This is a genomic window from Paenibacillus sp. JZ16, assembly GCF_015326965.1.
In the GTDB taxonomy this organism is placed as follows: Bacteria; Bacillota; Bacilli; order Paenibacillales; family Paenibacillaceae; genus Paenibacillus_AQ.
Map to the genome: position 1 here is coordinate 620,771 of NZ_CP017659.1, position 22,753 is coordinate 643,523.

The window sequence follows — 22,753 nt, forward strand, 5'->3', positions numbered from 1 at the left end:
CTCCTTAATTTTTGAAATTCTCTTCGTATACTTTCTGCGCCTCTTCCAGCACCTTGTCGCCGCCCATGCTCTTCCATTTGGCCACGTAGTTGTCAAACTCGCTGAGCGATTGGCGTCCTGTAATAAAGTCCACATATTGCTGCAGTGTAAACTGGCTCAGTTTATCCTGATACTCGTTATAAATCGGCTTGTTGAACGGCGCCAAAATATCGATGTTGCGCGTTCCTTGCGCCCGCGTGTCCTTAGCCAGCTGCCGCAGGCTTTCTTCCGAGGTATAGGTGGTTTGGAAATCGTAGTCGTTGAAGGAGCCGGACATCGAGTAGCCGCCTATACCCGCCCGCTTACGCTCTTTCTCGTCGTTGTAAGGCGGGATGAACTGGACCGTCCCTTTTTCGCCGATATTCCACGTTTTTCCTTTCTCGCCGAAATTCAGCTTCTCGTACATTTCCGGATCAAACTGCGTTGTTTCGAACACTTGCAAATATTTGATCAACTTCTCGCGGTTGTCGTTCAACTGCTTGCCGAACATGACGCCGGAAGCGAAGCTTGGATGGTACTGGGCCATGCCGTATTTTCCTTCCGGACCTTTAACGCCGGGAGAAACCGCCCAGTTAAAATCTGCCTTTTTCTGCTTCAGCTTGTCATACCATTGCTCGCCCCCGAGGAACGCATTGCCCGGTACGAAAGCCCACCAATAATATTCGATTGCGCCAACTTTATCGGTCAGTACCTTGTCTTCCACATTGCTCGCTTTGTTGACGACAAACTCAGGATCGATCAGTTCGTTCTTGTACCAGCGATGCAGTACTTCCAGCGCCTGCTTCGCGCCTGGTTCAATTTCTCCCCGCACTACTTTGCCCTCCTTCTCTACAAAAATGCTGGGATAGACGTCAAAAGCACCGAATACCGAGCTGTACAAGCTTCCGATGCTTTCTGCGCTCGAAGTGATGCCGTAGGTATCCTTCTTGCCATTGCCGTCCGGATCGTTGTTGCGGAAAGCCGTTAGCGCCGCTTCCATCTCTTCGAGCGTTTCCGGCTTTTTGGCAATGCCCACTTTTTTCAGCCAATCTTCCCGGAAGCCGAGCTGCATGCCGTCGATGCCGATATCCCAAAGCACCGGAAGGCCGTAAATTTTGCCGTCCCGGCGAACGTATCGGAAAGGATCGTCGCCCAAATACCGCTTTAGCCAAGCCACGTATTTCGGCATATGCTCCTCGATCAGATCTTGCGGAACTTCAGCTGCCACCTCTTGCTGCAAAAACTTGTCGTATTCCGGGAAGGACGGCTCTTTCCACCAATCGGGGATTTCGCCGGAAGCAATCATCAAGTTCAGCTTCTCTTTGAACGCTTCGCGGCCGACAGAAACAAATTCAACGTCGATGTCGAATTTTTCCTTGAGCGCCGTAACTCCGTAAGAATCTGCTTCGGCGTTTCCGTCCAGGTTCCAAAACATCAGCTTCGGCTTGCCCATAGCATTTTCGCCGCCCTCCTCGGACACCGTCGACCCGTTGCCCGGTTGTGATGCCTGATCCGACGACCCGTTGCCGCAGCCGGCCAGCAACGTCACCGCCATCATTGCGGCGAGCGCGCTGCTCACCCAACGTTTTTTATTCACGAACATGTTCTCATCCCCTTCTATTTTCCAGAAGTTCCAATTCGGAATCACCCTTTAACTGCGCCGACCATGACACCTTTGACAAAGTATTTTTGAATAAACGGATATACAATCACCATCGGAATGATCGAGAACATAATGACCGTCGCCTGCAACTGCCGGCCCGAAAAGGTCGTCTGGTTGCCGATATGTTGCATGACAGCGCTAATATCGGTCATATTGTTCTGAATGACGATTTTGCGCAGCACGACTTGCAGCACCTGCTTGTCGGGATCGGACATATAAATCATGCTGTCGAACCAGGCATTCCAATGCCCTACGCCGACCCAAAGCGCAACCGTCGCTAGGACTGGCTTGCTGAGCGGGAGCACGATTTGGGTGTAGATTCGCAGATAGCCCGCTCCGTCGACCCGGGCCGATTCCTCTACCTCGGCAGGAATCTCCCGAAAGAAATTCCGCATTATAAGCACATTGAACGCGCCGACCATCCCGGGAATGACAAGCGCCCATATCGTGTTGTACATCCCCAATTCCTTGATCAGCAAGTAGTTTGGAATCGTACCTCCGCCAAACAGCATCGTGAACAGAATAATACCCGTAAATACGCGATTCCAGGGCAGATCCCTCTTGGCCAGCGGATAGGCAGTGATGGAAGTGAGCAGCACCGCCAATATGACACCGATAACGGTACGGACGATTGTATTCCAATACCCTTGCCACAGCGCATCGAACTTGAATGCCAGCTTGTAGCTTTCGAAGGACAACTGCTCCGGCAGCAAAATAAAGCCCGAGGCATAAGCTGCACCGTCCGCCCCCGTACCGTCGAGCGAAATGACGATTTGCGTCCAAAACGGATAGATGGTTGCCAGCATAATGATCGCCGCGGCGATATAGAGAACGCCATCCACGATTTTGTCGCCGGCCGATTTTTTTACTTGAATGATGTCAAACACCCCCTGCGCGTCTTGCCGCTACCATAACGCATGATCCCGTCCCCCCACCAGCTTTACGATCCGGTTGACACTGATAATCAGAATGAGGGCTACAAGCGACTTGAACAACCCCACCGCTGTCGCATAGCTGTAGTTCATCTCAACCAACCCTTTGCGGTACACATACGTGTCGATAATGTCCGAAACTTCCATTACTCTCGGATTATACATGTTGAATATCTGATCGAAGCCCGCATCCAAAATACCAGACATCGACAAAATGAGCATAATCGCAATAACCGGCGCCAGCATCGGGATTGAGATGTAGAACATTCGTTTGAACCGTCCCGCACCGTCGATGACGGCAGCTTCGTACATTTGCGGGTCGATGCCGGAAATGGCCGCAAAATAAATGATGGAGCCCCAGCCGAACCCCTGAAAAATGCTCGTCACGACCAAAATCGTTCGAAAATATCGGTCATCTGCCAGATACAATATCGGTTCCATGCCGAACCATTGCATCACCGTATTAATTGGTCCTTCCAGAGAGAACATCGTGAAAAAAATGCCCGCCAAAACAACCCAGGATATAAAATGCGGCAAATACGAAACCGTTTGCACGACTTTTTTGAATCGCATGCTGGAAATCTCGCTTAGCAGCAGGGCGAAAAAGATCGGTACGGGAAACCCGAAAACTAGTTTGTATACGCTAATAACCAGCGTATTTTGCAGAACGGTATAAAAATAGCCGTCCGCAAACACTTTTTCGAAAACCTCAAATCCCACCCAAGGACTGTCTATAATACCACGCGTAATTTTAAAATCTTTAAACGCCAAGATGACGCCGTACATCGGCAAATAATGAAAAACAAGATAGTAAAGCATACCCGGTACTAGCATAAGCAGCAGGACACGGTATTGTTTTACTTTGCGCCATGTGCCCTTCTTGCTCTTTGGTTCATAGCCGCTCCGCGCCGGCGGAGCCGTCTCCTCCATCGCTGTTCCCTCCTATTTTGTATGCGCATACATTGGATTGATAACAGGATAGCACGGCCGCTACGAAAAAGAATTATTAAATATTTTCGAAATACTTCACTTTTTTATGGCATTGTTATAAGGTGGGATCGTCACGCTCATCGCCGTTCCTCTGCCGGGATTGCTTTCAATCCCGATCCCGCTGTCCGCGCCGAAAAACAGCTTCAGCCGTTCATTGACATTTTTTAATCCGTAGCCGGAAGATTGCTGAAGCAGCAGTCGCCTTATCGTTTCCTCATCCATACCCGGACCGTTGTCCTCGACGGTGAACACGATTGCCTGGGACATTCGCTTCGCGCTGATTTTAAGCCATCCTCGTCCGCCTTTCTTCTGGTTGATGCCATGCTTCACCGCGTTCTCTGCAATCGGCTGCAAAATAAGATTCAGCATCCGGTAGCCGTACACCTCTTCATCGATGTCATAGTAAACGTCGAATTCGTAATCGCTCATCATCAGCATAATATCGAGATACGATTTAATGTTGTCCAATTCGTCCCGCACCGGAATAATGTTATCCCCCTTGTTCAGCGACGTGCGGTAAAACCGCGATAAGGCTGTCACGACATGGCTGATTTTATGCTGTTCGCTTTTGACCGCTTCCCAATTGATGAAAGAGAGCGTATTATACAAAAAATGCGGATTGATTTGCGATTGAAGCGCCTTCAGCTCCGCCTCCTTCTGCACAATTTTGTTCGTATAGGCTTCTTTCACCAGCGCATTGAGCCGTACAATCATATTGCCGAACCGGTTCGTCAGTTCGCCGATTTCGTCGCGCGACGCGCTTTGAACTTGGAGCGACAACTCCCCGTTCTCCACGCGCCGCATCAGCGCGTTCAACTTGTATATCCGTCTGATCATCGTGCGGGAAAAGATCGAGATGATGATGAGCAAGAAGGCAATGCAGGAACCGATGACGATAAGCGTCGCGTTCAAGATCGAGTCCGCATTGAGGGACATCTGCTTCGCCGGAACGAAACAGCGGATCGTCCATCCCGTCTGCGCAATCGTCTTCGCCACCGTGTATAGCCGTTCACCGCTGGCGTCGATCACCGAATCCGGCCGATCCTTAACTTTCGTAAACTCTGCAGCTCGGCTCGCCGCCGCATCGGAATTTGCGTAGAGCAGTGTACCGTTTCGATCCGCGATGACGACGTCATACCCTTTTGCTAAACTGGTGATATTTTTAAACAGGCCGTCGCTATTGATTTCCATGAAGAGCACATTGGTGTCGCTATCCGAGAAAAATCGCGGGAACGGTCCTGCCACGAACAAATCACCGCTCTCATTCATCGACCACTGATTACCGCTGCCCACAATCGTCTTGTGGTACCAACTCTTGTCCTTCACGCGCTCATGCGACTGCACGGACAAGCCGTATTCGGGAACATCGCTCTGTGTATAAAAAGTGACCTGCTTAATATCGCTGTTGAGCGTCATCATCATATTGAAATAAGGCGTCAAATACTCATTCAAATCTCGCGACAAATTGACGAGATCGATGTAGTCATTTGCGACAATCCGCTGAAACGTCTTGTTATATACAACCGAGCGAATCGTATGGTCGTACTGCTCCAGCGTGCCGTTGAGAGATTGCGAGATGGCCGTCAAATTTTTTTCAATACTCTGCGTCGCTTGAATGCGCAGCATTTCCTCCGATTGTCGGAAGGCATACAGACCCAGCATAAGGATCGGGATAATAATGACTGTCAAGTAGGAAAGAAACAGCTTTTGATTAAAACGTAACCGATTGAACAGACCGTCGACCATCCTTCTCATGTACCGGCTCCTTCTCGGTACTGCGTTGGCGTTCGGCCATAATGCGCCTTAAACAGCGAACTGAAGTACGGCACGTTGGCATAGCCGACATCGCGGCTGATTTGGATGATTTTGCGATTAGTCGTCAACAGCAATTGGCGCGCTCGCTCCATCCGGTACTGGGTCATATATTTGTTGATGCTGATGCCTTTATGCCGGCTGAACAGATGGCTTAAATAACTGGGCGACAAATAGACCCGCTCCGCCAACGAATCGAGCGACAGATCGGTGCCGTACTCGCTTTCGATCATGCGGACTACGTCCTCGATCGCTTTGCGCGCGGAGTCGGAACCGCCGGCACCTGCCTCCGGCTCGCTTCCCTCCACAACGCTGAGCATAATGGCCTTTAAATCACTCAGTTTGGCCGTCTTGTAGATGAGATCGAGATGCTGCTTGAAGCGGTTCGGCTCCTTACGGGATGAAGCGTCAAATAGCGTTTTGACGATTTCCACACAAACATATTTGATGTACATCACCGGGTAGCGGTCACTGTTCTGCATCTCGTCGATTAATCCTGCAAGTCGCGGCTTTGCCAAGTCGTACCTGCCTCGATGAATATGTTCCGACAAGACTGAAAGCGCCTTCTCGATATCATACATTTCATTGCCGTTCTCCGTCTCCGAAGCCGGTTTTACAGTCGGCAGCACGACGCCCTCATCGTAGAAAAACTTCGTTTCCAAAACCTCTTCCATTTCGCTGAACCGCTCGTCAAACGGGACCTTCCCGTCCAGCAAACCGCCGAGAACGACCGTCATCTCCCTCTCATGCGCGTCCCGAAACCAACGGACTAAAGACTGGCCAAGCCGACGCAGACCGACAGAATCGATAGCCCCTTCTCCGTCTTCGGCGGGCGTATTTTCTTCCTTGTCCGCTACCAGCAGCAAACTTTGAAACTCGTTCAGATGCACCAGTTCAAAAGGGACAACGATTAAGTCTTTCAAGCCGCGTTCCAACTCCAGGTCGTGCAAATCGAAAAAGCGGCTGCGCGTATCCAGCATGATCATATGCACGGCCTTGTCTCCGCCGACAAAAGGAATGGCCGTTACCTGCGGTGCTGGATAACACGCTGCTGCGTCCTCGCCGATTTTACCGTGAATAAGCTCCGTAACTCTTTTCTGCTTTTCATAGCGAATATCACGGCTGTAGGCCGCTTCCAACTTATCGCGCCGATTCCTGTCTTGCCGTTCTTCCTCGCACAAAAGAATGACTTGGGAGATCACCTTTAGAAACTCGCTAACCTCCACCGGTTTTAAAATATAGCGAATCGCGTTCAAATCGATCGCCCGCTGCGCATACTCGAATTCACCATAGGCGCTCATGAAAACGACTTTGATCGGCCTGCCCATCGCTCTGACCTGTTCCGCCAGTTCCAGACCGTCCATCCCATTCATCCGAATGTCGGTAAATAAAATGTCGATCTCATGCTCCTCGAGGTAAACAAGCGCTTCTTCGCCGCTGTCCGCTTCTATGAGTTCCAACTGCAGGCCGTATTTATCAACCAGGAACTTAACGCCGTCCCGTTCGAATTTATCGTCGTCCACAACTAGCATTTTCCACATATTAACCACCCTTCCTCTCCGTGCTCCGTGTTCTCCCCGGGACCTTGCCCTGCTTGGTTGTATCGTAGTCTAGCACAAATGAAAGCGGTTAAAAAGTGTAAAACTCCCCTGTTTAAAGCAAGAAGCCTCCCGCCATTTGGCAATGGTATTATCCCTTCATGGTAGACAGTAAAAAAAAAGTTTATGATATGATGAACTTAAAACTGTAGACCGGAGGGGATTTTTGATGTACCAAAGAAAGGGCAAAAGCTGACGGGTTATAGCGAAGAAGTCAATAAGGAAGCTGTACGTTTGAGATTCAAATGAAACCAGGCGCTACTCCATGATTATGGAGGAGAAGTTTGGGACTAAAAGTGAATCTCAAATTCTCACTTGGGTCTGTAAGTTTCAGAATGGAGAAACCTTTGAGGATTAGCGTGGACGCTGGAATAAAAAGCATTTTAGCAGCGTTGAAGAAGAGAACGCTTGCCTGAAAGCGCAGGTCGAACACTTAAAAAAGCCAAATCGAATTTATACGGGGAGGGAAGTTGGATACAGAAGTCCTCGACTCGGGACAAGAACTTGTACCGATAAAACAAAAAAGCCGCTAAATTAGCGACTTTCCATGGGACCATGTTCTTGTCCCCCGACAGTTGACACAAAGTTACCCTCATTATTGACACAATTTTGCCCTCTTCTACTTGTAGGCGGCTAATGAGTTTATTTCTTTTAGAGAAAAACTATTTAAAATTGATAGTCTAGGCAGATTAAAAGCAGTAATGTCTGAAATACAATCTTATTAGGCCAACCAGTAGTTATAATTTAACAAGTGGGATAAAAGCATCTCCCAATTGGAGATCCTTTTGGCCTTGCGCTTTAACAACCAAGTCTCCTACTCTTTGGCCACGTTCACCTCATTTACGATACCCATGATTTCTGACACGCATTCCTGACAAATGTACTTTTGATGGAATAAAAAGGGCGCTATTCTTGCCCGTTAGCTTAATGAAATAGCCATCGAAATTTAATTAGTTATGTGTTAAATCGGTAATCGGACCAAGTTCTTGTCCATTACGGTAATAGGTACAAGTTCATATCCTCCGACATTTTTACACCAGTTTACTATAAAACTGCAACTGTTATAACCTAAATGGTGCATATTTTTACAACAGCAGCCGGTAAGTAATTGGCTGCTGTTGTTGTAAGGTGCGTTATGTTCAGGTCAATTAATTCAACTTGATGATTTTGTTAAACGTCATTTATTCTGTGGGATGGTGTTCGGTTATGTCTCCATGAGTCCCCCCTACCGCTGAAACGTTTGATCGCTTCCTCGGTCACCGGCTGGGAGTGACCGATCACGATGGCACAACGAGTTCGGCCAAGGCAGCCACGGGACGTTCCGCCGAAACACCCATGATTTTTTTATAAAACTCAACAAGACGATCCACATCGTCGGTAATTGCTCTTTTGTCACCCGACACCAACATCAGGCCGCTCGCTTACTCCGGTTCTTCCTTAGCCCAATGCGTGGATACACTTTGCAAAAATCGCAGAATAACGTGTAATTCCGCTTCCTTAAACGAATCAAGCAACTGCATAAACCTCTTCTCCTCCAGCTTGTGAAGCTGTTTATGGAGCTCAAAAACTTGTTTTCCCTTCACCGTCAGACTGAAGTAGACTTCCTTCTTATTATCATTCAGTTGCCTTCGATGGATATAACCTTCCTCCAACAGCTTCCCGCTGATTTTGGTAATTCCGGCCTTGGACAAGTTCATCTTCTCTGCAAGCGTCGTATTGTTGATCGGCTCGTTGTTGCCGATACAGTCGATCACGTGCACGCTAGTCAAATGACGTGGGATCGACTCCAATTGCTGCTCCTGCGCATAACGAAAAATCTTGTCCTGCTCCGATTCGATCCTTTGCTCGCTCAGATGCACAAAATGAACAACCTGATCATGGACCAGCCATTTGATCGTCTCCAATGTATTCATCATCTCGCACCTTTCGTAACACAAAAAAATTATACTTAACCGAGAAACAATCGTATCATGTTCCAATACCGGAGAGCAACGTTCCTCTACCAAAGTTACGAGATGTTTATCGTAAGGGATCGCTCAAAGCACCGTCCATTGCCCGTTCCTTCTTCCGCTTTGAGCGAATTGCAAAAACAAATGGTAGAGCCAGAACGACAATAAGCGTTGATAAAATGTTCAAATCGTTGATGCCCATCGTGGTGGACAGGTGGACCAAGTTCGGTCCGGCGTCCTCTTTCAACCTAGCGGCGTGAACTGCAGTACGTGAAGATAGCAGCGTGGTGAAAAGAGCTACACCGAACGATACGAATACATTCCGAAGCCAGTTCTGAATGGAGGAGGCATGGCCGATGTACTCGTGGGTAATCTCCTCCATCCCAGCCGTCGTCGCAGGCATAAGCACTAGAGCCAAACCTAAACTGCGGATCGTCATCCATAAGAGCGTATAAGCAGATGAGCTGTCGACTTGAAGCCACGCCAGCGGCAGATTTCCTACGATCATCAACAGTACACCAACAAATAGTAGTGGCTTGGGGCCAACCACTTTATACAGTCTACCGACAACCAAGGACATAATAGCCATGGCTAGTGTAGAAGGTAACAGAATGATCCCTGTATCAAGCGGCGAATGTCCCTGAACATTTTGCAGGTAGACGGGAACGAGGAGCATGCCCGAAAAAAAGTTGATCATTACGATACACAACAATATGACCGTCAACGTGAAGCGCCGGTTCAGAAATACTTTGAGCTGTAGTAGTGGCGACTCGATGGACATCTCACGCCAGAGAAACAGCGAAAGCGCCAACAGTCCGCCTCCCAGACAAAGCAGCGTATTGGCCGATCCCCATCCCCAAACTGAGCCTTGCGACAACGTGATTAGCAGCAGTGAGCTTGCAGCGATCACTGTCAGAAGCCCCCATACATCGAAACCCTTCGGGACTTTCAGACGATAGTAAGGAATGAAGAAAACGGCAACAACGATTGCAAGCAACCCGAGCGGTACATTGGTCCAGAAAATCCATGTCCAGGATCCGTGCTGGATAAGCCAACCTGCATAACTAGGTCCAATGGCTGGCGCCATGATCGAAGAGGCAATCCAGATACTCATGGCGACAGACTGTTGGTGTCTCGGTATGATCTGGAATATCATAGTCATCGACGCGGGCACAATAATACCGCAGAATGCACCCTGAATTATGCGAAATGTGATCAGCATCGGCGCGTTCCAAGACAAGGCACACAGAACAGAGGCAACCGTCACGCCGAACAAGGCGAAAATATACAATCGCTTGTAACTGAAGCGTTCGCCGAAATAGCCAGCTGTAGGCGCGAACGTGCCAAGCGCCAACATAAAGCCTGTCAATGTCCATTGCACGACGCTTAAGTTGGTTGCAAATTCTTTTTGCAAGACCGGCAGAGCTATATTAATCGTATTGCTATTCAACAGCGAAAGGAAGTTTCCCATGAAAATCGCTACAATTAATGGTATAAGCTTTAGGGGCTGCTGAGTTTGTTGCTCTTGCGTGTTCATTACATTCGATTGTTTCATAGCAGGTTCCACCGCCCCTCCACTTACATTGTTTACTAGTTAACTAAAATAATAGATCCACACGCGTCAGCGACAGTTTCAATCCAATTCTTGCCCTTATTCCATAATCTTATCTGGCTCGGCAACCTGATTGATCTTACTTTTGATATGCTTCTCGCTTCCTAGATAATATCTCTGAACCGGATGTAGTCGGTCATCAAGATTATATACAAGCGGAATACCCGTTGGGACGTTCAAATCAATAATCTCTTTTGAGCTGCTATTTTCCAGAAACATGATTAATGCCCGTAGACTATTGCCATGTGCGGCGATAATGACATTTTTACCCGATTTGATCTGCGGTGCAATTTCCTTATCCCAATAATCCCTAACCCGAACAACCGTTTCCTTGAGGCTTTCCGTAATACGAACTGTTCTTCCTTAAGTAATCTGCCGGCATGTAAAGCCTCTTGAATTCCTTTATCCGACAAGTTTACATCCATCCAGCCTGTAAATAAATTTGCTTTGTTCCACAGACTTTCTCCATGTCTAATCAAAAACCAATTTATGCATCTGTCTCCCATCCTTCCTGATGAACTCGGTTGGAACCCCATAATTCTGGACAGATGATAGAACTTACCCTATACTGCCTTCCATCTCCAGCTTGATGAGTCTGTTCATCTCAACCGCATATTCCATGGGCAGTTCTTTCGTGAACGGCTCGATGAAACCCATTACAATCATCTGGGTCGCTTCGTCTTCGGACAGGCCGCGGCTCATCAAGTAGAAGAGCTGGTCCTCGGATACCTTGGAGACGGTTGCTTCGTGTTCAAGCGTGACATTGTCGTTCATGATCTCGTTATAGGGGATCGTATCTGACGTGGACTCATTATCGAGAATGAGCGTGTCGCATTTGATGTTCGACTTAGCTCCGGAAGCTTTTCGTCCGAAAGAAGCCAGACCGCGGTACGTGACTTTACCACCGTGCTTGCTGATTGATTTCGATATGATAGTCGATGTTGTATCCGGAGCCAGGTGAATCATTTTAGCCCCGGCGTCTTGATGCTGTCCTTTGCCGGCTACCGCAATCGAGAGCACAGAACCTTTGGCGCCACGTCCTTTTAACAATACGGAAGGGTATTTCATCGTTAGCTTGGAGCCAATATTGCCGTCCACCCATTCCATTGTTGCGTTTTCTTCGGCTACCGCCCGCTTTGTCACCATGTTATAAATGTTGGGAGCCCAATTTTGAATGGTTGTATATCGCGCACGGGAATTTCTCTTACAGATAATTTCCACAACGGCACTATGGAGCGAGTTCGTGCTGTAAATCGGTGCCGTGCAGCCTTCTACATAATGCACAAAGCTGTCTTCTTCTGTAATAATGAGTGTCCTTTCAAATTGTCCCATGTTCTCCGAATTGATGCGGAAATAAGCTTGCAAAGGGACCTCGCATTTTATCCCTTTCGGGACATAGACAAAGCTTCCTCCTGACCATACCGCACTGTTAAGTGCAGCAAATTTATTATCGCTCGGGGGAATAATGGTGCCAAAATATTGGCGCAGCAGATCCGGGTGCTCGCGAAGAGCCGTATCCGTGTCTGTGAAGATGACCCCTTGTTCCTCCAGTTCTTTCTGGATGCTGTGATAGACGACTTCGGATTCATACTGGGCCGACACTCCGGCAAGAAACTTCTGCTCCGCTTCCGGTATACCAAGCTTGTCAAAGGTTTGCTTAATCTCAATCGGCACTTCCTCCCAGGTTTTTCCCTGCTTCTCGGAAGGCTTGACATAATATTGGATATCATTGAAATCCAGTGCTCGCAGATCGCCGCCCCATGCAGGCATCGGCATACTTTGAAACAAATCTAGCGACTTCAGTCGAAAGTCGAGCATCCAGCCGGGTTCACCCTTCATCTCCGATATGGTGGCAACAATCTCACGAGTTAGTCCCTTGCCGGATTGAAACACCGCTTGATGCGCATCTTTGAAGCCATACTGATATTCTCCCAGCTCCACCATTTCCTTGGCCATATGTTATCATCCTCCTTATTCAGATAGCTTGCTCGATCTATTCCTTGATTTGCCCCAGCTTTTGTTCCACCAGCGCTTGCATCTGAGTGGCTACACCTTCCAGCGGTACTTCGGCCACGACGGGAGCGAGGAAACCATACACGATTAACCGCTCGGCTTCTACGCGGCTTATGCCTCTGGACATCATATAATACAGTTGTTCCGAATTGACTTGTCCGACACTGGCGGCGTGACCGGCTTTCACATCGTCTTCATCAATCAACAGGATCGGATTGGCGTCGCCGCGCGCTTCGGGATGCAGCATCAATATTTTTTCTGTCTGCTGACCGTTCGCCCCGCTTGCCCCCTTCTCAATTTTGGTGATTCCATTCAATATCGCCGTTGACTGCTCTCTCATCACCCCCCTGATTACCATATCGCTTGGAGAATTCTTACCAAAATGAACCGTCCGGGCTGTGATATTCATCGTCTGACTGCCGGATCCCACCAGGATTGACTTTATATCCGAACCAGCCCCTTCGCCTTTGAGTACCGATGCTGTATCGCTCATCGACTTGCCCCAGTTCATTTCGCCAATCAACCAGTTCACTCTTCCGTCTTGTTCAACGATTGCACGCCGATAAGTCAGGTCGATCGAGTCTCTTTCCAGTTGGTGCAATGACACCACATTGACGGTTGCACCTTCGCCTACGAATACTTCCATAATGGCTTGATTCACCGCCACACTCTTATCTAGTGAGGACATTGTATTCTCCACCAGCGTTACGGAACTGTGATCCTCGGCTATCACTAAAACATGCGGCATAAAGAGCGTATCGGATTCGTCTACATAAAATAGCGTCTGCAGCGGGGTCTCTACATGTACCCCCTCAGGAATGTAAATAAAAGCTCCGCCCCTCCAGTGCGCGGCATGCTGCGCCGTAAGAAGATTCTCTTCTGTCTGCACGGCTTGCATGAAATAAGGCTTTACAAGTTCCGGATACTGCTGTGCCGCTGTTTCCAAATCGGTCAGAATCATTCCTTGCTTCTGTAACCCTTCTGACAGGTGCTTGATTAATGGGCCTGAATTCCGCTGTACCAGCAGATTGTCCGAATACACCCATTTTTTTATGGATTTCGGCAGTTCATCTAGAGACATCGCCAGCTCTGGCATACGGCAAATACCTTGCTGCTGTAAAGGCCAACGCTGCAGATTCGTCTTTTCAAGCTTGGGCAGCTGCAAGTTGCCGGCGGCATCCAATCCTCTCTTCCTCAAGATGGTCAGCCAATCCGGTTCCGCTTCATATGGTAGTTGCCCTGAACCCTGGTTCTCTGCACTGTACATTGTCATGTTACGGCTCTCCCCTTTCAGATACGCGGTGATTTGGTTTGCATCGGAATTTGAAACGACTCTTCTTTGTCCGGCGCCGCAGCTTCCTCTGTAATACCCAGCTCTTCTTTGATCCACTCATATCCGTCCGCTTCTAACCGCTCCGCTAATTCGGGCCCCCCGGACTTTACGATGGTTCCTTGCATCATCACGTGTACGAAGTCAGGCTTGATATAATTAAGCAGGCGCTGATAGTGCGTAATAATTAAAAATCCGCGGTCTGCACTGCGTAAAGCATTGACCCCTTCAGCAACGATGCGCAATGCATCAATATCCAGACCGGAGTCGATTTCATCCAGAATGACCATAGAAGGCTCAAGCATCATCATTTGCAAAATTTCATTTCGCTTTTTCTCCCCTCCGGAAAAGCCCTCGTTCAAGTAACGATGCATAAATTCCGGATTCATCTCCAGCGTCTGCATGCTTGCTTCCATCATCCGCACAAATTTGATCAACGAGATTTCCTGGCCTTCTTCACGCTTTACATTGATCGCACTACGCATGAAATCGGAATTTGTTACCCCCGTGATCTCACTCGGATATTGCATGGCCAGAAACAATCCCGCGCGTGCCCTTTCATCCACTTCCATCTCTAACAGATCTTCTCCGTTCAGCGTAACAATCCCCTCCGTCACTTCATACTTGGGGTGCCCCATCAAAGCCGAGGCCAATGTACTCTTCCCTGTTCCATTCGGTCCCATCACGACATGAATTTCTCCGCCATTTACCGTAAGGCTCAGACCTTTCAAGATTTCTTTCCCTTCTACTGCCGCCTTCAATTGTTCAATCGCAAGTCTCACTGTCATTTCATCGCCACTCCTTTTCGTATGCGTCTTTCAATCGTATTCTTACAAAAACTACCGATCAGATACTTGTCCATATCATCGTATTTTCACTTTTCTAAATCTCGGTGGTCATCTCCAATCATCTCTATTTTGTTTACTAGTAAACATAATAAGTGATAATGATTCTCATTGTCAACAATAATTTGAGAAAATACCGTGGAGATACCGGTCATGGAAAGCAAAAGTCCCGGGTTCCTTGACTAGATATCAGGTAATGCATAGGCTAAAATAGAATGAGCAACATGATGGTTTCATCAAATGAAAACTGAGTTAATTGAAGGAGTATCCATGAAAAAAGATAAGGAAATACTTCACGACCATGGACAAGATTTAAGCCATGCTTTAAAGCAAATGCCTGATGTGGAATATTTTCTGGACGGAGCCACTGTCTTTCAACAGCTATGCGATGGCTCACGTTTGCGAATCCTTTGGTTACTCTGTCATTGCGAGGAGTGTGGAAACAATATTTCAGCCGCTCTTGGCATGAGTGCCGCGTCTGTTTCTCATCACTTGAAATTGCTGAAGCTCCATGGTCTCATCAAAAGCAGACGTGCGGGGAAAGAAGTTTATTATTCTCTTGCCGACAATGAAAGGGCACGTATGGTTCATCAAATGATCGATGATTTTTTTCAAATGACTTGTCCGAAAAAAGGACTTGCAGATCACAACCTCAATCGATAAAAAGGAGGCGTGTTACTCACGGAATTTATCCGATAACACCCCCCTCGACATTAAGCCAGCACTCTTTCATCTTGTTCTCGGACTGCTGTTTTTCGCGTATTGAGTTTTTTAACGTTGAGTGCTCGGATTGCGTTGATAATTGCAATGACGGATACTCCAACATCAGCGAATACGGCTCCCCACATGGTTGTAATGCCAAGCGCTCCCAGAACCAGTACAATGCCTTTGACACCCAGAGCAAAAATGATGTTTTGTTTGACGATACGGAGCGTCTTTTTGCTTATCTTCATCACTGTGGCGATTTTGGATGGCTCATCGGTCATGATCACAACATCCGCAGCTTCGATCGCCGCATCGGAACCCAAGCCGCCCATGGCTATGCCGATATCGGCGCGAGCAAGAACGGGTGCGTCATTGATGCCGTCACCGACAAAGGCCAGTTTTCCGTGGGTGCTCTTCTCCTTCATTAATTCTTCCATTCGTTCAACTTTATCCGCAGGCAATAGTTCAGTATATGCTTTGTCCAGTTTGAGCGTAGCGGCAACCTTTTTCCCTACGGCATCGGCATCACCGGTCAGCATGATGGTCTGCTTGATTCCTGCCGATCTCAAAGCTGCGATAGCGTGCGGGGCGTCCTCCTTAATTTCATCCTCAATGAGGATATATCCCATGTACTCATTGTTTACAGCCAGATGAACTACGGTACCTACAAGTTTCTTATCTTTGTAGAATATACGTTCACGTTTCATGAGCTTGGCGTTGCCCGCCAACACGACTTTGCCATCGATCACAGATTTCACGCCATGGCCGGCGATTTCTTCGATATCTTTGATGCGGGAGGAATCAATGGTTCTGCCAAATGTCTTCTTGATGCTCTGTGCGATGGGATGGTTGGAGTAATCCTCCGCATATGCCGCCAATTCCAATAACTCCTGATCGGTCATTTTATCGGAATGCATCTCACTGACGACGAAGCTGCCTTTTGTCAGCGTACCGGTTTTATCAAATACGACCATCTCTGTTCTAGCCAAAGCCTCAAGATAGTTGCTGCCCTTCACCAAAACGCCGGATTTGGATGCCCCGCCGATTCCGCCGAAAAAGCTGAGAGGTACCGAGATAACCAAAGCACAGGGACAGGAAATGACAAGGAAGGTCAGCGCTCGTTCAACCCACATACCGAATGACTGACCCGTGATAAGCGGTGGAATGGTGGCCAAAATGACCGCCGCGAAAACAACGATCGGGGTATAATATCGAGCGAATTTTGTAATAAAGTTTTCACTTTTGCTCTTTTTGTCGGAAGAATTCTCAACCAGCTCCAGTATTTTTGCTACCGTGGACTGGCTGTATACTTTGTTCACTTGAATGGTCAGTTTACCGGTTTGGTTGATGCAGCCGCTAATCACATGTTCTCCAGCATGTACTTCCCGCGGAACTGACTCACCCGTAAGAGCTGAAGTGTCGATTGCGGAAAAACCGTCAGTAACAACTCCATCCAGAGGAATTCGCTCGCCAGGCTTCACAACAACGATTTCATTAACTTGTACTTCTTCTGGGTCGACCTGTATCATTTCCCCATTTCTTAGCACATTGGCATAGTCGGGACGAATATCCATCAGTTCGGAGATGGACCTGCGGGATTTTGAAACGGCATAGGATTGGAACAGTTCGCCCACCTGATAAAACAGCATAACGGCAATACCTTCCGAATACTCACCAAGACAAAATGCTCCGATCGTGGCCACTGACATCAAGAAGTTCTCGTCGAAGACTTGTCCTCGCGAAATGTTTCTCACCGCTTTCCAAATGATGTCTCCTCCAACGATGAGATATGTGGCGAAATATAGCAGGAATTCAGCGATGCCCTCTAACTTTAGCAGTAGTGCCGCTACGAAACCAACAGATGCAATAAGGATACGTACTAACTGTTTTACTTCCTTTTTTGACATGTCTCTCTCCTCCTCCTATTTGAAAATGCAGCGGCTGTATTTATCACAATCACTGCTGTCTCAAATAGCGCAATTTCTACCTAAGCATCAATGGATACATCCGGTTCGAGTTTTTTTATGATCTTCTTGGATTCTTCAAGAACGGCGTTGAATTTATCCTCTGGAGCCTCCAAAATCATCCTTTGTCCCATAAAGTTAACTTTAACCTCAGTAACATCAGTCAACTTGCGAATACCATTTTCGATCTTCGCTGCACAATTCGCACAATCCAGATTTCTCAGCTTATAGGTCTTTTTCATAAAAACTACTCCCTTCAAATATCAAACTTTTTCCATTCAATCAAACGATACATCAATCAAATGATCGTTTGATTGATTAAAAGTATGATCCTCTTCATTATTTTTTTCAATAGAATTTGGAAAGTGAATCCGTTTGGACTAAAAGTTCGACGGAATGGAATAACTCTATCGATATTGGGTGTGAACGAACTCACACGAACCGGTTGATTTCTGATTGAAGCCCAGTTTCTTGGAATTTGTCAATTTGAATTCGTGTATATTAAGATGGTGAAAATAGAAATTAAATCGGGGGAGAAACAAACCTATGGAGGAATTTGCTCTTTCACATATCAGTACAGGAACGATTGTAGCACGGAACCATGATCATAATGTTTACCAGTTGGCTCCTAAGCATGGGCAAGGTACTGCCTCCGTTCATGCTGTAATGCCTGGTGTTGAAGTGATTAGCTTAAACTTTCAGACGAGTCGGTATATACCAACCATTCACTCCAAGCGCAACATACTGGAATTAAATCACTGTAAAGAAGGACGAGCCGAGTGTAAAATGAACGACGGGTGCCTGCAATATATAGGCGAAGGTGATTTGTTCATGAACACAATGAGCAACCACAGTCAATGTATTGAACTTCCATTGGGTTACTATAAAGGGATAAACATTACGATTGATTTGGAAAAGTTTGCAGGACACTTATCGGAATATCTGCCTGATTTTCCAATTGATGTTCCAGAAATAGCTCATCGCTTTTTTTTAAACGATGCGTGCTTTTTTATTCAAGCAAAGGAAGAGATCCAGCATATCTTCTGTGGTATGTATTCGGTTCCTATAGAGGCCAGAACCACTTATTTCCGCCTTAAAGTACTCGAGATTTTAATATATCTTTATTATTTTGATGTCGTCAGCGAGAAACAAAAGACCATTTATGCCCGACAGCAAGTTGATATTATCAAACAGATTAAAAAGAAAATGATCCAAAATCTTGAACAAAGATTTACGATTGAAGAACTAGCACAGCAATACTGTATCAGTCCTACTGTACTCAAGACCACTTTCAAAGGAGTATATGGCGTCTCCATCGCGGCATATATGAAAGAGTATCGTATCAGGCAGGCAGCTTCTATGTTACATAAGACTCAAAAAAGTATCGGGGATATTGCTCTGGCGGTGGGATACAAAAGTCAGAGTAAATTCGGAGCTGCTTTTAAAGAGATTTATGAAATGAGTCCTCTCGAATACCGAAGCAAACATTAAATCAATGAATATGAATTTTGGTTATTCCGAAAAAAGAGATTGCCGCAGCGATCTCCTTTTGAACGATGAGCCTTACAGGACCCATGCCCAGCTATTCGTAAAAATCCAATATACAAGCAGCGCCGGGACCTGGTTGCTGCTTGTTGACCTAAAGTGGCAGTCAGCAAGCCAGTCGGGGCAATCGCCAGTCTCTTTACAAGATCTAATGTATATAAAAAGCCTGTTTGCCCCTACGATACGGTGGTTGCAAACAGGCTTTTTGAATCCGCTTAGATCGTGATATGTCTTCGTTCAATGCCAACCACAGCACCGCCAACCCGTACCTGGTTGATTTCACCGCTATCGCTCAGGCGCAATCCTACCTTGATTTCAGAAGGACAATCCATCGAATACCCTTGCCTGAACTTGACGTTCTCCACTTCCCGCAAAGATCGTTGGCCATGTTGGTACAAATAGCTGAGCAGGGCACCGTTGGATGTTCCTGTCGCGCTCTCCTCGGGAATATCGTACAGCGGCGCAAAATTCCGGCACTCCGCAGCAGCATCGTCTGGCGTATCCAGCGTGAACAGATGATATCCAACCACATCATATTTTTCGCTTATGGCGGTTATAGCGTCAAAATTTGGCTTAACCTCATTCAAGAGCTTCCTGCTGCGAATCGGAATCAAAATGTCCCGCAGCCCCGTGGAAACAATCTGGATGGGCAACCCGGATTCCAGATCCTCGGCATCCATCCCCAAAGATGGGGCGATTTCCTCACAGGATATCCTTTCAAGAAAATGTGGTAAAACCTGTGACAAATAAACAAAACCCTCGGAGCTAATAGCGACATCCAAAATCCCTGCCTTGGTTTCTATCGTATAGGAGGTCCCTTCCTTTGCCAAACCCAGCGAATGCATTAGTCCAAATGCAGCAATCGTGGCGTGTCCGCACAGATCAACTTCGCTGGCGGGGGTGAGATAGCGGATTTTGTAATCCGCAAGCAAGGATTTTTCCATGAAGGCCGTCTCCGAAAAGCCCAATTCCTTCGCTATGAGTTGCATTTCGGCAGCATCCAGTGAAAGGCCATCTTCCAAGACAACGCCTGCTGGATTACCGCCACGCTCCCCTTTTGCAAACGCATTTAACGTATACACTTCCACATTCATGTTCCGCTCGTCCTCTCCTTATCAGGTCCATTACACCACGGACAGCTATGCCGACCTTCAACATTTGCACAAGCTCGCCGTTTTCCGAACAGACCGGACTCTCTTGCTCTTTGAATCGGAACCCGTCTCGATAGCATCCCGTATCCTTAACGTTCAATATGAATCCCCTTCCATTTCAAACAATTTGTAACTATCCAGCCGGAGAATCTGTAGGTACAACTAATTGGACCATTAATAAAGAAAAATAAGACGACTATATTTAGCACTACGCTGCCCGTTAGTGTAGTGCTCCCTCGAAAGACTGAGATCCAGCTACTACAAATAAAGCAATCTTCTTGGCGACTTCCTCTTTATTCGTGGTGACGCTACCTTTGGCCCATTGCAAGGCACCTTCATGAATGATTTGTGCAAAAATAGGCACAAACATGTTCTTTTCGTTATCGTTATACATTTGTTTCAAACTTTTCGACAAAAAAGCCTTCAATTCATTTAGTATTTTTTCTTGCATTTGAGGTAAGACCAAGCCACCATAGCTGCTGCGACATTCAATGTTCGGTTGTTGATAGAAATCAGATACCGCTAAAATGAGTTGATATATACTGTCCTGATCGAATTTCACAACACCTGAAGTATGGTTTTTGATAGAAGCTGAGGCGAAATCCCCCATAATAAAATCGATTAAATCGTATTTATCATTAAAGTGTGCATAGAATGTAGCCCGATTAACCTGCGCTCCCCTTGTTATATCCGCTATTGTAATTTTTTCAAAATCCTTTTTAGAAGCCAAATTGAAAAAAGCATTAATCAATGATTGTTTTGTTTGAGTCATTCGTATATTCCTTGCTTTTGTCGCCATATCCTTCACCTCTAACCCAACAATTTATTATTCTTGTGGCTATAGCAACATTCGCACAGGGTTGTTGATTGTTGCATTAAACCTTTGGCTGTATAGTTTTCATTAAAGCAACATATGTTTCTTTTAATATATCATAGATAAGGAGCTAACGAATAATGAAAACTATTGTCATCGTTGGTGCAGGTCTTGGATTAGGTTTGTCTCTAGCCAAAAAATTCGGAAAGAATGGATTTAGGGTAGCAGTGATTGCACGTAACCCTGAGAAATTAGCAATTATCGAACGTGAACTAAGAGGACTAAATATTGAAACGCAATCTTTTGTAGCGGATGTTACGGACTTAGCTGCTTTAAAACAAGCCATTCAAGCAGCTAAACAAGAGTTTGGTTCGATTGATGTACTAGAATTTAGCCCTTATGCCAGGGAGGATAAGTTCACAAACGTGCTGGAAACTACGCCTCAAAGTGTATTAGATATAATGAAAAGTTATTTGCTGGCCGGCGTTCTTTCCGTTAATGAGGTTCTACCGGATATGATAAATAACGGTTCTGGTGCAATTTTATTTACAACAGGCGTATCAACTATGTTCCCTTTACCTTATGCCGGGAATGCCGGAATCGTTGGGGCTGGTATTCGTAATTATGCCGCAAACCTGCACAATGAGTTGAAAGAAAAAGGTGTGTTTGTCGGACATCTTTCAATCGGAGCCATGATACAACCCGGAACAGAAGGGGACCCCGATGTTATTGCTGAAGCTTGGTATAATTTATATGAGAAAAAGGACCATTTTGAAGAAATATTCCCTCCAGGGCTTGATCCAACTAATATTCTTGGTGAAAATTAATACGAAAGAGATAAGACAACTATTGAAATGATAGTTGTCTTATCTCTTTTAATGCCTAGAGCAATCTCAAATCGACAATCGGAACATGTTTTTGTCCCTCGACAGGACTGTCTACAACCATATCCATTGTTCCATTGACATATTGGATCAAACAGTGAATGCATCAAGAGATGCGTTGTTTAATTATAATGTCTAATACCATATTGTTTACGCTTTGCCCGCTACCTCCTCGATTTGTTTCAGCCACGTCGTACGCGTCGCCTCGTCGGAGCTCGGTACGGACTCGAAAAATACATGGTGCAACACCTCCATACCGCAATATTCAAATATTCCTTTGTCGGATGTCAATATTAACGCTTTGTCCATACCGCTAGCTGCATATTGGGCATGTGATTTCCCTAGCGTGTTGATGATTATGGCTTTTTTGCCTTTCAGCAATCCTTTCTGCTCCCCATTCACATAACGATAGGCAAATCCGTAAGTAAAAACCCGCTCAATAAAACCTTTGACGATTGCAGGCAGTCCGGTCCACCAGATCGGATAGATGAAGGTAATCACGTCAGCCCATTTCAGATACTCCTGCTCCTGCTCAATGTCTTCACCTACGCCGCCTAGTATCTCGCTACTGCTAATGACGGGCTGGAACTCCATCGCATATAAATCGCGTACGATAATCTCATGTCCTTTTTGACGGAGGCTTCGAACGGTAGTTTCCAAAATAGCATGGTTAAAGCTTACTTTTCTCGGATGGGCATACACGATCAAATGGTTCATAGGGATATCTCCTCTCATTTAGCGCTTCAAATTGTGATGATTATTGATTGATCAATTACATTTACATAAAAACAGCACATACCTCGATCTGTACATCTGTAATACCACCTGCTCCAATACATGGACGACAAGACTCCCCTCGCCTCCCCTCAAGTCTTGTCTGATGACTTAAAGAACCCGTAAATCTAGTCAGTGAGATTAAGAGAATCTA

At 46.5% G+C, this 22,753-nt stretch carries 19 protein-coding genes and 1 pseudogene; 3 read left to right on the forward strand and 17 right to left on the reverse strand.

Features of this window, described 5'->3' with window-relative positions:
* Positions 1-4: 4 nt before the first annotated feature.
* The 12 genes and pseudogenes from BJP58_RS02740 to sufC form a co-directional block, all read right to left on the reverse strand.
* Positions 5-1,621: an extracellular solute-binding protein gene (locus tag BJP58_RS02740; protein ID WP_194542693.1), complete on the reverse strand. Its 1,617-nt coding sequence runs from the start codon at positions 1,619-1,621 to the stop codon at positions 5-7.
* A gap of 41 nt (positions 1,622-1,662) precedes the next feature.
* The gene (locus tag BJP58_RS02745) at positions 1,663-2,568 is read right to left on the reverse strand and encodes a carbohydrate ABC transporter permease (RefSeq protein ID WP_194542694.1); all 906 of its coding nucleotides are present in this window, start codon (positions 2,566-2,568) and stop codon (positions 1,663-1,665) included.
* An 18-nt stretch (positions 2,569-2,586) separates the two neighbouring features.
* Positions 2,587-3,543 carry an ABC transporter permease gene (locus BJP58_RS02750; protein ID WP_113061833.1) on the reverse strand — a complete coding sequence of 319 codons (957 nt, stop codon included), beginning with the start codon at positions 3,541-3,543 and terminating at the stop codon, positions 2,587-2,589.
* Between the two features lie 96 nt (positions 3,544-3,639).
* The gene (locus tag BJP58_RS02755; protein ID WP_194542695.1) at positions 3,640-5,358 is read right to left on the reverse strand and encodes a sensor histidine kinase; all 1,719 of its coding nucleotides are present in this window, start codon (positions 5,356-5,358) and stop codon (positions 3,640-3,642) included.
* On the reverse strand, positions 5,355-6,956 hold the full coding sequence (locus tag BJP58_RS02760) for a response regulator transcription factor (protein WP_194542696.1): 1,602 nt from the start codon (positions 6,954-6,956) through the stop codon (positions 5,355-5,357). Before BJP58_RS02760 ends, BJP58_RS02755 begins: the two co-directional genes overlap by 4 nt.
* Before the next feature lie 1,334 nt (positions 6,957-8,290).
* Entirely contained in the window at positions 8,291-8,422 is a 132-nt protein-coding gene (locus tag BJP58_RS33840) for a hypothetical protein (protein WP_267907920.1), read from the reverse strand.
* A gap of 12 nt (positions 8,423-8,434) precedes the next feature.
* On the reverse strand, positions 8,435-8,929 hold the full coding sequence (locus BJP58_RS02770; RefSeq protein WP_336245438.1) for a MarR family transcriptional regulator: 495 nt from the start codon (positions 8,927-8,929) through the stop codon (positions 8,435-8,437).
* 103 nt (positions 8,930-9,032) lie between these two features.
* Complete coding sequence (locus tag BJP58_RS02775; protein ID WP_336245439.1) at positions 9,033-10,517, reverse strand: MDR family MFS transporter; 1,485 nt, start codon at positions 10,515-10,517, stop codon at positions 9,033-9,035.
* 96 nt (positions 10,518-10,613) lie between these two features.
* Positions 10,614-11,080 (reverse strand): annotated as a pseudogene (locus BJP58_RS02780) (2,3-bisphosphoglycerate-dependent phosphoglycerate mutase).
* A gap of 52 nt (positions 11,081-11,132) precedes the next feature.
* Positions 11,133-12,530: a Fe-S cluster assembly protein SufB gene (gene sufB / locus BJP58_RS02785; protein ID WP_113061828.1), complete on the reverse strand. Its 1,398-nt coding sequence runs from the start codon at positions 12,528-12,530 to the stop codon at positions 11,133-11,135.
* Between the two features lie 37 nt (positions 12,531-12,567).
* A complete protein-coding gene (gene sufD, locus BJP58_RS02790) occupies positions 12,568-13,860 on the reverse strand; it encodes a Fe-S cluster assembly protein SufD (RefSeq protein ID WP_194542698.1) in 1,293 nt (430 codons plus the stop codon).
* 17 nt (positions 13,861-13,877) lie between these two features.
* On the reverse strand, positions 13,878-14,705 hold the full coding sequence (gene sufC, locus BJP58_RS02795; RefSeq protein ID WP_194542699.1) for a Fe-S cluster assembly ATPase SufC: 828 nt from the start codon (positions 14,703-14,705) through the stop codon (positions 13,878-13,880).
* Positions 14,706-15,032: 327 nt separating this feature from the next.
* Between sufC and BJP58_RS02800 the strand changes: the two genes are divergently transcribed.
* Complete coding sequence (locus BJP58_RS02800) at positions 15,033-15,425, forward strand: ArsR/SmtB family transcription factor (RefSeq protein WP_194542700.1); 393 nt, start codon at positions 15,033-15,035, stop codon at positions 15,423-15,425.
* 50 nt (positions 15,426-15,475) lie between these two features.
* Here BJP58_RS02800 and BJP58_RS02805 read toward each other — a convergent pair whose 3' ends face one another.
* Both BJP58_RS02805 and BJP58_RS34205 read right to left on the reverse strand, forming a co-directional pair.
* On the reverse strand, positions 15,476-17,374 hold the full coding sequence (locus tag BJP58_RS02805; protein WP_194542701.1) for a heavy metal translocating P-type ATPase: 1,899 nt from the start codon (positions 17,372-17,374) through the stop codon (positions 15,476-15,478).
* An 80-nt stretch (positions 17,375-17,454) separates the two neighbouring features.
* A complete protein-coding gene (locus BJP58_RS34205) occupies positions 17,455-17,673 on the reverse strand; it encodes a cation transporter (protein ID WP_194542702.1) in 219 nt (72 codons plus the stop codon).
* Between the two features lie 304 nt (positions 17,674-17,977).
* On the opposite strand from BJP58_RS34205, the gene BJP58_RS02815 reads away from it, so the two are divergent.
* Positions 17,978-18,922, forward strand: coding sequence for a helix-turn-helix domain-containing protein (locus BJP58_RS02815; protein ID WP_194542703.1), 945 nt, complete (start codon positions 17,978-17,980; stop codon positions 18,920-18,922).
* A 269-nt stretch (positions 18,923-19,191) separates the two neighbouring features.
* Here BJP58_RS02815 and BJP58_RS02820 read toward each other — a convergent pair whose 3' ends face one another.
* Positions 19,192-20,070, reverse strand: a complete 879-nt coding sequence (locus BJP58_RS02820) for a PhzF family phenazine biosynthesis protein (RefSeq protein WP_194542704.1) — start codon at positions 20,068-20,070, stop codon at positions 19,192-19,194.
* Between the two features lie 277 nt (positions 20,071-20,347).
* Positions 20,348-20,899: a TetR/AcrR family transcriptional regulator gene (locus BJP58_RS02825; protein WP_233354900.1), complete on the reverse strand. Its 552-nt coding sequence runs from the start codon at positions 20,897-20,899 to the stop codon at positions 20,348-20,350.
* 182 nt (positions 20,900-21,081) lie between these two features.
* Here BJP58_RS02825 and BJP58_RS02830 point away from each other — a divergent pair, with 182 nt between their 5' ends.
* Positions 21,082-21,768: an SDR family NAD(P)-dependent oxidoreductase gene (locus BJP58_RS02830; protein ID WP_194542706.1), complete on the forward strand. Its 687-nt coding sequence runs from the start codon at positions 21,082-21,084 to the stop codon at positions 21,766-21,768.
* Positions 21,769-21,975: 207 nt separating this feature from the next.
* On the opposite strand, the gene BJP58_RS02835 is transcribed toward BJP58_RS02830, so the two are convergent.
* Positions 21,976-22,542 (reverse strand): NAD(P)H-dependent oxidoreductase, encoded by a 567-nt coding sequence (locus BJP58_RS02835; protein ID WP_194542707.1) that lies wholly within the window; start codon positions 22,540-22,542, stop codon positions 21,976-21,978.
* Between the last annotated feature and the right edge of the window lie 211 nt (positions 22,543-22,753).

Excerpts from the sequence above, each read along its gene's own strand:
- sufC (WP_194542699.1), bottom strand. The coding sequence starts at position 14,705 with ATGACAGTGAGACTTGCGATTGAACAATTGAAGGCGGCAGTAGAAGGG.
- BJP58_RS02740 (WP_194542693.1), bottom strand. The coding sequence starts at position 1,621 with ATGTTCGTGAATAAAAAACGTTGGGTGAGCAGCGCGCTCGCCGCAATG.
- sufD (WP_194542698.1), bottom strand. The coding sequence starts at position 13,860 with ATGACAATGTACAGTGCAGAGAACCAGGGTTCAGGGCAACTACCATAT.
- BJP58_RS02770 (WP_336245438.1), bottom strand. The coding sequence starts at position 8,929 with ATGATGAATACATTGGAGACGATCAAATGGCTGGTCCATGATCAGGTT.
- BJP58_RS02760 (WP_194542696.1), bottom strand. The coding sequence starts at position 6,956 with ATGTGGAAAATGCTAGTTGTGGACGACGATAAATTCGAACGGGACGGC.
- BJP58_RS33840 (WP_267907920.1), bottom strand. The coding sequence starts at position 8,422 with ATGTTGGTGTCGGGTGACAAAAGAGCAATTACCGACGATGTGGATCGT.
- BJP58_RS02805 (WP_194542701.1), bottom strand. The coding sequence starts at position 17,374 with ATGTCAAAAAAGGAAGTAAAACAGTTAGTACGTATCCTTATTGCATCT.
- BJP58_RS02750 (WP_113061833.1), bottom strand. The coding sequence starts at position 3,543 with ATGGAGGAGACGGCTCCGCCGGCGCGGAGCGGCTATGAACCAAAGAGC.
- BJP58_RS02815 (WP_194542703.1), top strand. The coding sequence starts at position 17,978 with ATGGAGGAATTTGCTCTTTCACATATCAGTACAGGAACGATTGTAGCA.
- BJP58_RS02775 (WP_336245439.1), bottom strand. The coding sequence starts at position 10,517 with ATGAAACAATCGAATGTAATGAACACGCAAGAGCAACAAACTCAGCAG.
- BJP58_RS02820 (WP_194542704.1), bottom strand. The coding sequence starts at position 20,070 with ATGAATGTGGAAGTGTATACGTTAAATGCGTTTGCAAAAGGGGAGCGT.
- BJP58_RS02755 (WP_194542695.1), bottom strand. The coding sequence starts at position 5,358 with ATGAGAAGGATGGTCGACGGTCTGTTCAATCGGTTACGTTTTAATCAA.
- BJP58_RS02835 (WP_194542707.1), bottom strand. The coding sequence starts at position 22,542 with ATGAACCATTTGATCGTGTATGCCCATCCGAGAAAAGTAAGCTTTAAC.
- BJP58_RS02830 (WP_194542706.1), top strand. The coding sequence starts at position 21,082 with ATGAAAACTATTGTCATCGTTGGTGCAGGTCTTGGATTAGGTTTGTCT.
- BJP58_RS34205 (WP_194542702.1), bottom strand. The coding sequence starts at position 17,673 with ATGAAAAAGACCTATAAGCTGAGAAATCTGGATTGTGCGAATTGTGCA.
- BJP58_RS02825 (WP_233354900.1), bottom strand. The coding sequence starts at position 20,899 with ATGACTCAAACAAAACAATCATTGATTAATGCTTTTTTCAATTTGGCT.
- sufB (WP_113061828.1), bottom strand. The coding sequence starts at position 12,530 with ATGGCCAAGGAAATGGTGGAGCTGGGAGAATATCAGTATGGCTTCAAA.
- BJP58_RS02800 (WP_194542700.1), top strand. The coding sequence starts at position 15,033 with ATGAAAAAAGATAAGGAAATACTTCACGACCATGGACAAGATTTAAGC.